The following is a 14,618-nucleotide window of genomic DNA, read 5'->3' on the forward strand; positions in this document are numbered from 1 at the left end:
CATACGGTCTCTTGAAACTGTCCGATAAGTGTTTGCGTTTCTTTGGCTGCTATCTCTTGGCGCATCGTTTTCCATGCTTCAGGGTTCCGCCGGTTCTGTTCAGCTACATATTCTTTGATTGCCGCCAATCGGTTTGCGACCAGTTGTTTCTCTAATAGCAGGTAGCGGCGCTTCTTGTGCTGAATAAAGAAGAAGATGACGATGCCGCAAAGCAACAGCGTAATACCGATGCCGCCCCACAGGTAGATGGCGTTTTCACGCCGGTCAGCTTCCTCCTTTTGACGGTCTACCTCTTGCCGATACGCTGCGGTCAGTCTTTCTATCTTGTCCGTTTGCCGCAAGGCGTAAAGCGAATCTTTATAAATATGGAAAGAATCTACATAAACGCAAGCCCAATCGGGATGTGCTTTCCGGTGTAATTGGAACAGGTGATAAAACGACATGGCACGGGTAATGATTTGGGAATTTTTTGTTGCTTTGAGGAAATAGAAAGAAGCCGAATCTGCATTTCCTTCTTCTTTGAAAAGCACCGCTTTGTTGTAAAAATCATTGCCGTAAGTATCAACTATTTCCTGCAGGTAAGCTTTAGCCTGTTGGCGATTACCAGTCAAACGGGCATGCAGGCACAATTGCCTGATGATATACCTTTCGTAGGATTCATTTTCTAATTGGCGGGCGAACGAAATGGCTTCCTGATAATAATGGTAAGCACTGTCGTATCGATTCAGCAGCATAAAGATGTCTCCCATACTATATGCGGCGATGTAGCAATCCGTCGTATCGGGATGTGCGTCTACATACTTCTGCATTTCCCGATAGTGCAAAAGGGCTTGCCGGTAGAAACCTTTTTGATGGTAAAGATAACCCAAGTCGTAGTTCACCAACATCCGTGTACGGTCTTGCGTTTGTGAGGGCAAAGCGGCAAGTGCCTGCAGGTTGACCTTCAGGGCAAGGGTGTCGTTGCCTTGCTGCTGGCAGATGCGCCCCAAGAGGAAATAGCTTTTGGCAAGCGGAATGCCGGGAGCCTGTTTGCTGTAATAGCCGAGGGCGAGCTTTATCAGCGAATCGTCCGTGCCTATCCGGTCCTGCTTGTTCAGGGCTTCGGTATAGAGCAAGGCATAGTCTGCCCGCGCCTTTCCTTGCAAACAGTCGGGGCGGACTATCTGCCCGAGCAGGTCCATTACCGAATCAGGTTGTGCGGTATGTAGGGAGGCCTCCTGCAGCAAAGCCAGATCGTTCTTGCTCCCTTGGCGGCAGGAACCAAGCAACAGCAGGCAGAGGCTAAGCAGCATTACGTGTTTCATGCCCGCAAATATATGAATTTTCTTCATGACATCCCATACCGGCCAGACAAATATCTTCTACAAATTTTACCTGAAATCTCATTTTAGGTTCAGTTTAGATTCCGTTTATTTTTCTCCTTGTTACATCGTCCATGCAGCCAGGTGCCAAAAACGTTACAATTCGTACATGAATGTTACATACGGGCTATTTTTCACTCGATACGCTTCCATACCCGCCTCCAGTCTACCGAACCCGTATATGGATCGACCGACTTCCATATACGCGTAGCCTTGCCTACGAGGTAAGGTTCGGGAAGCAGCCCCCAATAACGCGAGTCTTGCGAGTTAAAACAATTGTCACCGCCCATAAAATAATAATTCTCGCGGAAACGGTAACCCGTTATCCGTTTGCCCTCCAAATAGAAGCCATCGTCCTTTTGCACCAACTTTCTCCGCTGTTCCCATTCTATCAAGTTCCTGTAAAACAGGTAATGGTTCCGGGTCATCTCTATCGAATCGCCACGCGCGGGAACATACAAGGGGCCGAAGTTGCAGACGTTCCACCCCAACGTAGAGTCATGCGGAAACGTATAGTAGCAATGCTGGCGTATCATCTCCTTCCTGCCAGACTTTTTGGACAACAGCCGTGAAAGCCGTTCCTGTGCATCCGTGTTCCCCACCGGAACATCTGTTCCACGCACCAGGTAACGTGCATCCCTTATCTCCACCGTATCGCCAGGCTCGCCGATGCAACGCTTCACGTAATACAGCATGACATCAAACCCGATGCTGTCCCAACGTTCGGGGTAAGGGAAATTGAATACCAGCACTTCCCCACGGCGGAACTCTTCCAAGCCGGGCAATCTCCGTATCTCAAACGGACGGTGTTCAGCCGCATCCCATACATCGAATATCCGTGCCCCTTTCAGCGGTTTGTCCACCAGCACATAGTCGCCCGGACGCAACACAGGCACCATCGAATCGGAAGGGATGGAAAACGAGGCAAACAGGAACACCTGACCTGCGATGCGCAACACAATCCATGCCGCATACAGGCATACCGCCACTGCACATACCTTATACGCCAAGCAGAACACCTTTTTCCTGATTATCCGTATCCGTTTCATTCGCTCTATTGATTTACGTAAACTTTAACAGCCCAACCAAACACGTTACAAGCTTATTCCCGTTCTCATATCCTAATTATGAATATCCGCACCCCCTTACAGTTATTAGGTGAAATACGAATATTCAATATTTCTAATTCTCAACTGACTCAATAAAAGAAATGATTTCCTTCTTATCCGAAGTGCCAGGCAATATATAATTTCTTATCGTATTCAAAGAATCCATCAAAATCATGATAGGAGTCGGAATATATTTCAATTCTTTTCGAATCAAATCCTTTGAATCTGCATATACATATTCATAATAAGCATTACGCTTTTGGTAAAAAGAAGAACTGCCCACCGTTGAAATAACTGCAACTTTCCTTTCATGATAAAGAGAATCTATTTCTTTCGTCACAGAAAAACCTAAATCGACACAATTACCGCAATCGTAATAATTAAACACAAAAACGACCCCATACTTTCTATCGGATACAATGGAATCAATAGACGTAATTCTCCTTCCTATCAAATCATATTCATCCTTCTGTATGTTGACTTCCCTTTGTGGCTTATTTTTCTCATTACTGCATCCGAACAAAAAAGGCAGCAATAGCAATACGATAAAAACCTTATCTTTCAGCATCATCACGCAATTTAAATTTTTCAATGGTTGTTTCGTCCACTTCTTGTGCCGCAAACAGATAAGTATCTGAAACACAAAAAGAAGAATAAATATCATGCGGAAGCATATAAGTAGAAACCAACTTCATATCTTCGTCTACAGACAAATCCAAGATTGTATTTACCTTGTACTCGTTTTGGTCTGTACGCGATGAACATAACAGATACAAATGACCATCGGCAAGATAAGCGTCACGAATATAGATGTAAACTGATTTCTCGCGGTTAGCCTGTTTCTCGGATATTTCCATAGCTGCCTTTATGACAGGAATAGATGAAATATCAAACCTCCGGACATATCTCCCGTCAAAGGTATATTGGTCTATATAAGGATAACAATCCGATACCGAGAAAATTCCTTTTCCTTCGGCATAAAGAATATGTTTCCGATTGGATATAACCGTCTTAAATGCTGTCTTTTCCTGTACCACTTCCCCTTTGGGGACTTGCCGGTCAGGATGACGTGTATCAATAAGCAAGAAACTGGTTGAATCAGTATTTGCCGACAAGTATATCAACGAATCACGAAGGCTGAAACGATTCTCATTCGCATTCGAAAGCAAGAAATCGCCGCAGAACGATCCACCATAAAATTTCTTCATAGACTTGGTACCGAAATCCACTACATACACTGTATCATACTGCACATTGAACGTAAAAGGCCAGGTCGTTTCATAAGGCGCTGCCCCATGATGAGTGACATATTCCATCCGTTGCAAGTCATCACTTAACACGACGATGTCCCCCCGCTTTTTGTCTAATACATAAACATTGCCCTTGTCATAAACCATACAAGTTATGTCAGAGAAAAAACTGGAATCCGGATAGGTTTCGATTTGACTCTCAATCTTACAATATGTCAAGTCACTTTGACGCTTGTTCTTTTGACAAGAAACAAGACACAAAAGTATTAAAATCAAAAATAACGCCCTATTCATATTCAGCAAAATGTTTTATTTCCATCACATTCAACATAAGCGCCTCTCGTCCAATCAATCCCCCGACTACATCTTTGACCACTGCAAGACACTGAACCGCCTAAAGGAAGCCCGCAGTCCACAGTTGCTGTACATGAATAGTTGCCGCTACCTCCATTTTCCGGTTGTGCCAATGCTTCTACGTTAGTCAATATAAACTCTGTCATATAAACCTTCTTATCTAACGCAATATACATATTGTAACCTGCCGTTATGGCTACCACTGCGATAAACGTAATTAAAAAAATAAGTTTTTTCATCTTTTATTCGTTTTTTAATGATTAATATTCTGTTTGATTTCTTCTTTGTGAAGCCGCAAATCCCCGATTTGCTTGTCTCCTGTTTTTCTTTTAAATTCGCCATAATGGTAATAGCTACTAATGAATATTTTCTGTTTTCACATATTGAATAATTTGCTCTTTAAACATATTGTCTTTCATGTCACCGGCAAACAAAACCTTTTTCCCATCTAAGAGAAAAGTCCGAACCACATTATCATCAAGTATTTTGTTCCTTGTCCTGAATTTCCTATAAAAATCAAAATAGAAAGGATATTGAAGCAACACCGTATTAAATATGGAATCTTTATAAGAACTGTAACCTACTATTTCAAAAGATATATGACGGTCTGTCAATGCGTGAATAAAAGATTCATTATCCAATATTTCGTATATGCAAGAAGTACAGGTTATATCCATTGTATGAAGCAACTTATACCTACTCTGATTTGCCAATTGACGATTCACCAAATCAGAATCAGGAAAATAAACCAATTCTTTCCCAATATACATGGAACAGATTTTCTCATTAAAAGAAGACCGATGAGAGCAAGAGCAAAAACATCCCAAAATGATAAGCGACAATATATATTTTCTCATTTTCTACCTTTTTTATATTGCGAATGGATAATACCCTACTTCATACTCCCCTGTATCAGGATTACGGGAAATGGCATAAATACGGTTCTGTTTCCGTTCTACACACATAAAAACATTCAACCGATCAGTTTCCAGACATTTCACCTTTTCACCTTTTGTCGTCAAAATGAAAATATGCGAAGCGAGAAAGGTCTCTTCCGGATATTCTTTCAAGGTACGACCGGAAAACAACAGATAAACGAAGTCATTATCCAAATCGGCAGAACTGACTCCGCATGGCGTATTCTCCGTAACAACATCCTCGGCATGTTCTATCGGCATGTATTCGACAAAACGTTGTTTCCACGCATCCCCTGAACGGGCATACAGTTCATAATAATAACCGGTTGGAGAATGATAAAGCAACAGGTTACGGTCTGCATTTATCTGCAAAACCCCTTGAAACAAATAAAATGGAGAACTGCTCATTGTTAGGTCTTTCGGGTAATTTCCCCAATAGGTCACCGTATCTTTTCCGATGCAATAATATTTACCTTGATTACTGTCGCCAAGGCCGATATAAGTGCTGTCCTCCAAATAATAACAATACTGCAATCCTTTTGCTTTTTGAACTGCCAATTCATTATAAAAAAATGAATGCACAGGTATAAACGAACGGCTTTTCAAAATACTGTCTACGTTATATATCAAGACTTTCCCGTTTGACATATCAATCACCTGAAACTCTTTTTCATTAATCTTATCCGTAAACTGTCCGTATAAAACCTCATCCGGACCTGTCCCTTTCTTACCGCCGGAAATCTGCACATCAGGCGAACTGATAGAAAATAGCGTGTAAGTATTTCCTTCTACCGGATCGTGTACCAACAATAAGGAATCAAACACTTCTATTGCGGTTGGTTTAAATAGAAAATCACTTTCAACTGGATGAAAACTGACTTGCTCTACCGTACGGAAACCATACTTCGACATAGGGGATTCTTCCCGCCCGCAACTGAACAAAAACAATAAAGCCAATAATATAACTGAAATCCTCATAACTGAAAATATTTATATTAAATAAGAAGCAGCGCACTTTAGATGATACCTAAATGCACTACTTCAACAAATGCCGCTTATAAAGTGTTAGTCTTATAATAACCTCTACCTGGATGCAAACCGTTACAATAGCAGGACCGCATCAGGTCTGATACGCAATAAAACAATATATCACCCGTTACTGAAACACATTCAAATTGTGCCAACGCTTCCACATTCTCCAATGCTAAATCAGACAAAACTTCTACTTTCTGTGACTGACTATAAGTAGTATAAGCTGAAGCTACGGCTACCGCCGCGATAAACGTAATTTTTAAAATAAGCTTTTTCATCTTTTGTTTATTTTTTAATGATTGATATTCTGTTTGATTTTTCGTCTGCGAAGCCGCAAATCCCCGATTTGCTTGTCTCCTGTTTTTCTTCTTAACTTTGCATCGGCTTAACCTCCTTTCGTTTTATGGGTGGAATGGAAACATGCCAATTACCACCACACTTGTTTCCCTCCTTCATACGTAAAAATCCGTTCTTCTTTGCCTTTACTTAAATTGCGGAGCAACAGCAAGGCGTTCTCCGGTACATTATCATATACTAAACATTGCCGTTCGCCATCGCCTGTCTTCTGCCCTAACGACCGCCAGCCTTTATCCCAATAAAACAGTTCGTACAGTTCGCCCTCGCGGATAAAATTATCATCGTTGCGAGGAAGATAGACCAGCTTTGACAACTCAACGGCTTTACCTAAATCCAGCCCCAACCAAGCGTCTTTTTGCTTGCCGTCTGTACGCGAACAACTCAATACATTTCCGTCAAAAGCCATTCCCATTGCCTGCATCACATCATCCGGTTCTTTCGGATGGAAATTGCCGATAATCTTTCCCTTTACCTGCTTTCCCTGTTTGTCATACAACCTAATTTCAGCTATATTCCCTCCGGTTTTTGCAACAGGGATGAATTTCATATAGCGGTATGGCTTTCCCAATACCACCGTCTGAAAATTGCATTCTGCCAACGTATCAACCCGTATCGTGTCTGCCCGGCGGAACGAAGCGTCACGGCTGAACACAAACCTGCTCCCAGCAAAATTATTCAGCCAAATCCGAGGGAACAAATCCATGAATTTGCGATACAGCTTTACCGACCGCAGCCGTGCCGTATCAGGCTTCAATACATGCAACCCTCCATCCTCATCCACTTTTATGGGATAGTAAGCCGATGCCGTAGACCCTTCTGAATAATACATCGGGAGGTACACCGCTCCTGGTGCCATCCGCTCGAAACGATAGCCTTTCCCTCTCCGTTTGCCATACGCCACGATTTTCCAATTCTGCGCATCGAACACGCCCAAGTAAGCGTAACGGGGAGCATGTGCCTGCGGGAAGCAATCGGGCAAGTTCACGTCAACGGTCTGGATATACTGGTCGGTCACATCCACGATATGAGGGTCGCTGAACAAAGCGGGCACATTCTCTTCATCCTTTATCAGTCCTCCCGTTTCGCCAAACAACTGCCGATAAGCTTTCGAAAGATGATAAGAGTTATGAGCGATGTGTTGTCCGAATGCAACTGCAGACCCCGGCATAATAGGATACGTTTTTCCTTCGGATATAATAGAAAGCCAGTTGTGCCCCATGGCATGATTGGTCCAATTAGGCGTAAAGTCGCAAGCCACCGGCACGCCAATGCTGCGGTACAGATAAGCGCCCATTGCCACAAAAGAAGGACACGATCCATAACGCAAATGCAGCAACGAAGAGGGGCGAAGGTCGGGCACGTAGGAAGGAGTAAAATAGCGGTTCCCTATAATCCGGCGCATAATCACTTCATACACTGAATCTACTTGTTGATGTAACAAAGGCTGCACCAACGGAGCATACGTTTCCTTGTACAAATCGCGCCACAGTTCCAACCGTTCATGTCCTACCCGATAAGGCAAGATGTATTCGCAAAACTCATCAAAGGTCAAGTCTTTCGCCCACGGTGACTTCCAAGCCTCGAAGGCGGCATCGATATGGCTGATCAGGAAATCGGAGCGCACCGCTTTCAAGTCGGGCGTACGTTTTATTCCCGCAAACCGCTGAGGCGTATAAATAGAGTCATAAATCACTTTCAGCGCAGAAACGGCAACATTTGTGTCCCGCTGCAGGCTGTCGGTCAATTCGTAATACGTGTCCATATACGGACAGTCTGCCGTATAGTGCCTCTTCATGTTCCGTATCAGGAATTTAGCTGCCTCTTGCTTTTCCGGCTCACCGGCATAATGGGTTATCACGGCTTCCAGCTGGCTCCGGTTTTCCCCGCTCAGTTCCAGCGACGTGTCCAGGACACGGTCGCATCCGACAGACAGCCATGCCGCTGCTACCCACACACATGTTTTCAGTAACGTTTTCATTCGATTCTTCTTAAACATCTTTTCCATTTCATTTATCCGTATACGGGTCGACCTACTTCCATATCCATACCGTCTTGACCGCAATATAACACTCTGGGAGTAAACCTCAATTGACGTAATTCATATATTTATCAACATGCATTTTTCATTCATTTTTTATCCTGCAATTTAAAATCATAAAACAAAAGCACAGGATTACTCTCTTCTCCCATCCCAGAAGCAATCTTATCAAGCAACTTGCTATTCGAGCCGTATTTTTTATATAAAAAAAGCATTTCTTCCGGATATACCAAACTCAACATCTGAACGGAAGTTTGATCTGTCTCGTAAGCAACCATACGTATGGGAAGTTTATACTTATCCAAATTAAAACTACCACAAAACAAAATAGATCCATCTTTTGAGAAAATCAAATACCTCCGAGGATTATCTGCATAATAGAATGAGCAACACATATAATTATCCCATTTATAAAAAGCGAAAATAGAAGGAGTTAATTCCTTTGCTAATTTTAAAGCTTTGGATGCCGACATACTCAGTTCGATTTTCTGTTTATTCAATGCTACAGACAAATAAGGATTAAGCACCCCGTCTTTGGGGTTTACAACATAGATTGTATCATTGAACGGAAAAAAAGTAAAAATAGAATCTTTATAATGGTAAAAAGCATTATACCCCTCAGCAAATGAATAAGCCTTACCTTGAATATTTTTATTAAAAGGTATATCTTGATATAATAATTCCCCTTCACGACACACAACATAACTGTTATAAGACTTACCACTGCCATTATCAGCACGACCTAATCCTAAATTCAAAGCATAATCTCCATTAGACAAAACCAATAGACCTTCCGCTTTCGGGATTCTTTCTCTGCCACAATACCGGTCTGTCAAATCATACTTTAAGACATATCCGTCAAATTCACCCATCAGATATAACGTATCTCCTTTTATATCGAAATCCCCCAATCCTACATATTCTCCCGGTCCTTGTCCTAAATGTGCATATTGACGGATGTAATTCCCTATGGAGTCGAAAACCACAATCTTATCATCTTTTCCATCCAACACATAGATTTTACCATCATACATCTTTATTTTTTTCGCTTTACCAATCAAAGATGAATCGGTAGTTTCAAGCGTAATGTAGTGACTGAATTGGAAAAAAGAATCAAATTTACCGGTATCATCATTTCTCATTCCGTCTACCGAAACCATATTCAAACCTAAACGCTGCCCCTCCTGCTTATGGCATCCGGCAAGTACACTTAAAAGCAATACGATAAAAAAATACTTACTCATAACCCTTTTACAATTTTACAAAGAGATCCTTATCCTGTAAATACATAATAAGGATCGCTTATTCTAATTTCTATTTAACAATCAAGAGAGCCTTTACCTTCACAAACAGTTATAACTACTTTTTTATAAGTTCCCGATGCATCATCCCAAATTTCCGTAATATCCTGCTTCTGCCTCTCATATTTCATTCCTTGAGATTCACTTTGTGCCAACGCTTCCACATTTTCCAATGCCAAGTCAGACAATGCTTCCGTTTTCTGTGACTGGCTATAAGCAGTATAGCCTGCCGCTACGGCTACCGCTGCAATAAATGTTATTTTTAAGATATTTCGTTTCATAACTGTATTGTTTTTTAATTGATTAGTACTTCATTTACTTTTCTCTGCGAAGCCGCAAATCCTCGATTTGCTTTTAGTTAAATTGCATATCCTTGCATACTGCTTCTAACAGACTAAAATTATTCTCTCCATCGCCCTTATCCGGCACTTGGAACAGCAAAACCGAATCATTATCACTTTCACAACAAGTCAATGTAGCAAGAAAACGGTTGTCATCCGTTTCGCAAATGTCATTGTCTATCGCAGAGAAAGGAATTGTATGGCATTTATCTGAAGAACAAAAAGACAATCCGTATTCCATACCCGGAGCTATCCATTCAAAAACCGCTCCTCCCCGAACCGTACGCACGACCGAAAGCATTACATAATTCTCCATCAGCTTTTTATCTTGCTCCAAATATCCATACTTGTCATAATAATCACGGCTGACTTGAGGAGTCAAGACATTGCCTTCCGCCGGTAATATCGGCTGCAAGCTGCAAGCATCGGCATCAGGGTCGTATACTATCGCTTCAAGCGTATTGCCTAACTGATAGCATATCTTTCCACGGCAAAAAAAGAACTGATTAAACTTATGGATTGAATTTGCCAAATCTTTCTTAAAGTAACGAAAGCGTTCTTTCCCTGTCAAATCGCAAACATGAAACACTTCATCGCCCGAATCGACAAAAAGCAACGTACTGTCATTCACATATTGAAACTGATGTACATAAGAACCAGACAAAACACCTCGTATAAAAGCACCCGATAATGCATCGTACACTTTTATGCCACCAGCACCTGATAACCACAATTCGGTTTTCCCCTCTGAAGAGCTGACTACATCAAAGTCGGAAATGTCAATGTAATCTTCCGGACCACTGCCACGCTTATCAAAACGGCTGATAAAATGTCCGTCATTGTCAAAACTTAAAATTGTGTTTTCCGATTCAATATAAAATGACGAATCCCGTTGAAGCACCTTATTTCCGCGTCCTCCTATCAGCGAAGAATCATTCGTTTCCAAAGGTATCAGCCTATATTCAGCAAACAATGATGACAATTTCACTTTTTCCTGCGACAAATCTGTATATCCTTGCACAGGATAAAGAGCCTCCATTGGCTGGGGAGACCGCGAACAAGAAGCAAAAGCCAATAACATTAAACAATAATACCCAATACGTTTCATACAATTCATAGATAAGTTGAAAGAGGATGCACACTAAAAATGATTGCATATTCCAATATGCATCCTCGTATTTACCATCAAGCTACAGATCCGCAAGAACAAACACTTCCATCACCACCTTGGATACAATAATGCACAGTGCAACCATATTCATCTTTCACTCTTTTCCATCTACATTCAGAACCGCCTTCCCCATTCGCCAACGCTTCCACATTGGCAAGAGCCAAGTCTGACATCACTTCTTTATCCTGTGCCTGATAAGCCGTTACTCCGGCAACTCCCCAACAGCCTACGGGCTTACCGCTTTCACGGTCCATCATCAGGACAGCATCTTCACCCGTATGCTGGAACAAGAGCAGCTTGTCTTTCACTACCGCAAGATTCAACGGATTAGACATAACCAAGTCGTAAGCGTATGGGTGAGCCTCAATGGGGGTTCCTTCGCCAATATCCAGCAACCTCCCCGATGTTTCCCAGAAAGAACAGCCGAAGAGCAGCCATGATAAAATGATTATTCCAAGTATCTGTTTCATTTCTATTTAATCAGAGAAACAACCATTTTTACTTAGACAAATCAATTTTAACCAATGTCGGTTCATTATCTTTAGCTACCGCATATATCATTTCATCTGAATCGGAGACACAAAATGTAGACAAAGCTTTGTCCGATACATATTTACGAACTGGATTACCTTTCCAATCCACTTGATAAATGACATTGCCAGTAAACGCATCAGCTTGATAGTCTTTCATACTTTTACCAGAATACAACAAATACACATAGTTATCAGTAGCGTATGCATAAATAAAACCAACAGGCCTGCTTGCATCAAGTGGTGCAGAACGAGATATCTCGGTTTCTTCCGTGCGATATACCGGATAGCTACCTATCCAGCGATATTGTTCTACAATCTTATCCTTCTCTATAGTATACAACATAAATATAGGAGAAGTATTCATGGCAAACACAAATTTATCTAACGATGGAGCCGAACGTAATGTACCTTGATACGCCATGCCTCTTAACCGATTACTAATTCGACGTTCACGACTGTCACGGTACGGATACTCGTAAAAGAAATCCGTCAGATTTTCTCGTAATAAAGAAAACATTGTATTTTCATAAAATCCCAATCCTATAAAACTTCCGTATTTCGTTGGTAACATATCAATGCTATTCAGGCTGTCTTTTTTCAATACTACATAATCCTTAATACCTTGCTTAACATTCCGGACATCAATCCGGCTCAAAGCATGGCGGTAAAAATCATAAGTACAGATACTAGAATCACTAGCCATTCTATGTAGTGAAGCCACTTGTAAAAACTCATTATTCCCCTGCCCTCTTGTACCAAAACGATACACACAATTCCTTTCAGCCAAATCAACCATAACGAAAAGACTATCACCCAAATCGTCATATATAAACACACATGAATCAGCGTATTCAATAAAAAAAGGGCGTCCTAAAAGCAAATCCGATTTTATACAATTATCAACTATCACTTTACGCACATTCCTAAAAGAAGAATCAAAAGCAGAAAAGCCATCTTGCTCTTGTTTACACCCACCAAAGCTCAAACACAACAATAAACCATATATAATCCGTTTCATGACGAATTCACGTTTTAAAGAGTCAGGAAATGAATAAAACAAAGCCTTACACATTTCCTGACAATAAAAATTAAAATAAAGGAACACCTCTAAGAAATAGCCCATCAGATTCTACAACACAAATAGAACTTGTTACCATACAAAATGGTCCAACTATGATTTCTGGAACAGCGAGCGCTTCCACATTCTGTAGAAGTAACAGTTCTTCTTTTGCATTCTGCTTAGATGACGTTGTTACAAATCCCCAACTAACAATAAACAACAAAGATATTAATACACAACCTACTCTTTTCATAGTTTACAAATATTTTATAGCATTTTTTCCTGTACAACCACCCCATCCCCAGTCTTTACATATACCTGGAGCATAGATAGCACAATCTGAACAATCACCATCACTTTCTCCTCTAGCCAGTGCTTCTACATTAGATAAAGCTATATCAGATAACATCTCTTTTTCTTGTGCACGATAAAGCGTAATGCCTGCTACCACAATCAATGCTGTCGAAAAAATCAATTTCAAAATAGTTGTTTTCATAATTAAATTCGTTTAAAGTTATTATTCAATTCAATTCGTTTTTTCATCTGCGAAGCCGCAAATCACCGATTTGCGAATCTTCTGTTTTCTTCTTAACTTTGCAACGGTCTGTCCTCCTTTCTATTTTAGGGTTTGACTGGAGTGGGAACATACAGGTTGTCTTCCAAACACTTTCTGTATCGTTTCCACTCCTTATTATATATGATATCATTATCTTTTGCATCCGCATGGATTAGTTGGCGCATTCGGGCGTATGCGATACGCCCCTACAACGAATGGAAGAAACCCAATTGTCAATTGTCCATTGTCAATTATCAATTGCTTACCGCTTCTCCCGTCACACTGATGCGCAACGGAGCATCTGCCGTGTTGCAATACACGTCTACCGTCTTGCGGAAATGACCAGCCTCATCCGCCTCGTAAATGATGAGCAAGGTGGTTTCCTCGCCCGGACGCAAAGGACGCTGGCTGTATTCCACACGCGTGCAACCACAAGAAGTATCCACCCCGTGTATCACCAAAGGAGCATCACCCGTGTTCTTCAGCGTCACCTTCCGCTCTTTCTTCTCCCCCATCGGGAAAGAACCGAACCGCACATCCTGTTCGCTTAACGAAGCAGAGGTCTGCTTCGTACCGGTTGTTGCGGAACGCTTGCCGCCGATAATGTTCAGATAAAGTTCCTTCACCTGCGGATTATGGACAGGATTGCCGATGGCAACTACCCGGTTGTCCTTATCGAGCAGAAAAGTCTGCAGAGCCATCTCCGAAGGGAAACGATTCAGGTGGTTAAAAGCATCCTCACGGTCGAAACACACCGGATAAGTAAAAGCATCACGGCGAGTCAGATAGGTTAACTCGCGTGCATCTTTCGGATGGAAAAAGAATACATAAGACAGCTTTTTCTTTCCGAACAACGAATCGGTCTCCACTATCAACTGTTTCCACTTGGGCAGCTGCAGCTTGCAGCTGGCACAACCCAGAGAATCGACATACGTCACGATGCGGTAAGGAGCAGACTGCCAGCGGAAATCTACCGTGTCCCTGCCCTGTACCGTAAACACCGCTTGCGCAGGAAAAGCGATTTCCTTCCCATCCCATTCCTGCACCAGGCGAGTCAGGCGTTCCTTATCAGATTCTTGACAGGCTGCCAGCAAAGACAGCAACAGTAAGAATATACCTGTTTTCTTCATAGCTTTGGTAACATTTGGTTACAAACGGAAAGTACCTGTATAAACCGTACCATCTATTTCTATCCGCAACTGATACGTACCTGCAGGCATACCGCTTAGGTCAATCAT

The 14,618-nt window shown here is 41.8% G+C and carries 17 protein-coding genes; all 17 read right to left on the reverse strand.

All coding sequences use genetic code 11. The features are described 5' to 3' along the window. Window positions 1-1,304, reverse strand: a 1,304-nt coding sequence (locus B5F25_RS19240) for a hypothetical protein (protein ID WP_162614458.1), incomplete at its 3' end; no start/stop codon positions are given. Window positions 1,305-1,495: 191 nt separating this feature from the next. Then, window positions 1,496-2,410, reverse strand: coding sequence for a signal peptidase I (lepB, locus tag B5F25_RS19245; RefSeq protein ID WP_087251515.1), 915 nt, complete (start codon window positions 2,408-2,410; stop codon window positions 1,496-1,498). 133 nt (window positions 2,411-2,543) lie between these two features. Then, window positions 2,544-3,041, reverse strand: a complete 498-nt coding sequence (locus B5F25_RS19250) for a hypothetical protein (RefSeq protein WP_239414084.1) — start codon at window positions 3,039-3,041, stop codon at window positions 2,544-2,546. Continuing rightward, window positions 3,025-3,867: a hypothetical protein gene (locus B5F25_RS19255; protein WP_239414083.1), complete on the reverse strand. Its 843-nt coding sequence runs from the start codon at window positions 3,865-3,867 to the stop codon at window positions 3,025-3,027. Before B5F25_RS19255 ends, B5F25_RS19250 begins: the two co-directional genes overlap by 17 nt. 149 nt (window positions 3,868-4,016) lie before the next feature. Beyond that, window positions 4,017-4,313, reverse strand: a complete 297-nt coding sequence (locus tag B5F25_RS19260; protein WP_087207345.1) for an NVEALA domain-containing protein — start codon at window positions 4,311-4,313, stop codon at window positions 4,017-4,019. A 117-nt stretch (window positions 4,314-4,430) separates the two neighbouring features. Further along, window positions 4,431-4,931, reverse strand: a complete 501-nt coding sequence (locus B5F25_RS19265; protein ID WP_140400050.1) for a hypothetical protein — start codon at window positions 4,929-4,931, stop codon at window positions 4,431-4,433. Window positions 4,932-4,943: 12 nt separating this feature from the next. After that, complete coding sequence (locus B5F25_RS19270; protein WP_087251517.1) at window positions 4,944-5,969, reverse strand: BF3164 family lipoprotein; 1,026 nt, start codon at window positions 5,967-5,969, stop codon at window positions 4,944-4,946. Window positions 5,970-6,046: 77 nt separating this feature from the next. Continuing rightward, window positions 6,047-6,301 (reverse strand): NVEALA domain-containing protein, encoded by a 255-nt coding sequence (locus tag B5F25_RS19275; protein WP_087251518.1) that lies wholly within the window; start codon window positions 6,299-6,301, stop codon window positions 6,047-6,049. 149 nt (window positions 6,302-6,450) lie between these two features. Beyond that, complete coding sequence (locus B5F25_RS19280; RefSeq protein ID WP_087207355.1) at window positions 6,451-8,358, reverse strand: discoidin domain-containing protein; 1,908 nt, start codon at window positions 8,356-8,358, stop codon at window positions 6,451-6,453. A 149-nt stretch (window positions 8,359-8,507) separates the two neighbouring features. After that, window positions 8,508-9,662, reverse strand: coding sequence for a 6-bladed beta-propeller (locus tag B5F25_RS19285; protein ID WP_087251519.1), 1,155 nt, complete (start codon window positions 9,660-9,662; stop codon window positions 8,508-8,510). Window positions 9,663-9,736: 74 nt separating this feature from the next. Continuing rightward, on the reverse strand, window positions 9,737-10,000 hold the full coding sequence (locus B5F25_RS19290) for an NVEALA domain-containing protein (RefSeq protein WP_087207358.1): 264 nt from the start codon (window positions 9,998-10,000) through the stop codon (window positions 9,737-9,739). Window positions 10,001-10,073: 73 nt separating this feature from the next. Continuing rightward, on the reverse strand, window positions 10,074-11,168 hold the full coding sequence (locus tag B5F25_RS19295; RefSeq protein ID WP_158100090.1) for a 6-bladed beta-propeller: 1,095 nt from the start codon (window positions 11,166-11,168) through the stop codon (window positions 10,074-10,076). Window positions 11,169-11,245: 77 nt separating this feature from the next. Further along, window positions 11,246-11,488, reverse strand: coding sequence for an NVEALA domain-containing protein (locus B5F25_RS21310; RefSeq protein WP_140400224.1), 243 nt, complete (start codon window positions 11,486-11,488; stop codon window positions 11,246-11,248). 241 nt (window positions 11,489-11,729) lie between these two features. Then, entirely contained in the window at window positions 11,730-12,782 is a 1,053-nt protein-coding gene (locus tag B5F25_RS19305) for a BF3164 family lipoprotein (RefSeq protein ID WP_158098023.1), read from the reverse strand. 70 nt (window positions 12,783-12,852) lie between these two features. Beyond that, on the reverse strand, window positions 12,853-13,077 hold the full coding sequence (locus B5F25_RS21315; RefSeq protein WP_140400209.1) for a hypothetical protein: 225 nt from the start codon (window positions 13,075-13,077) through the stop codon (window positions 12,853-12,855). Between the two features lie 3 nt (window positions 13,078-13,080). Further along, the gene (locus B5F25_RS19310) at window positions 13,081-13,320 is read right to left on the reverse strand and encodes an NVEALA domain-containing protein (RefSeq protein WP_087251521.1); all 240 of its coding nucleotides are present in this window, start codon (window positions 13,318-13,320) and stop codon (window positions 13,081-13,083) included. 314 nt (window positions 13,321-13,634) lie between these two features. Then, on the reverse strand, window positions 13,635-14,510 hold the full coding sequence (locus B5F25_RS19315) for a DUF1573 domain-containing protein (protein WP_087251522.1): 876 nt from the start codon (window positions 14,508-14,510) through the stop codon (window positions 13,635-13,637). Window positions 14,511-14,618: the final 108 nt, after the last annotated feature.

Source organism: Bacteroides sp. An19 (genome assembly GCF_002160215.1).
GTDB classification, from domain to species: domain Bacteria; phylum Bacteroidota; class Bacteroidia; order Bacteroidales; family Bacteroidaceae; genus Phocaeicola; species Phocaeicola intestinalis.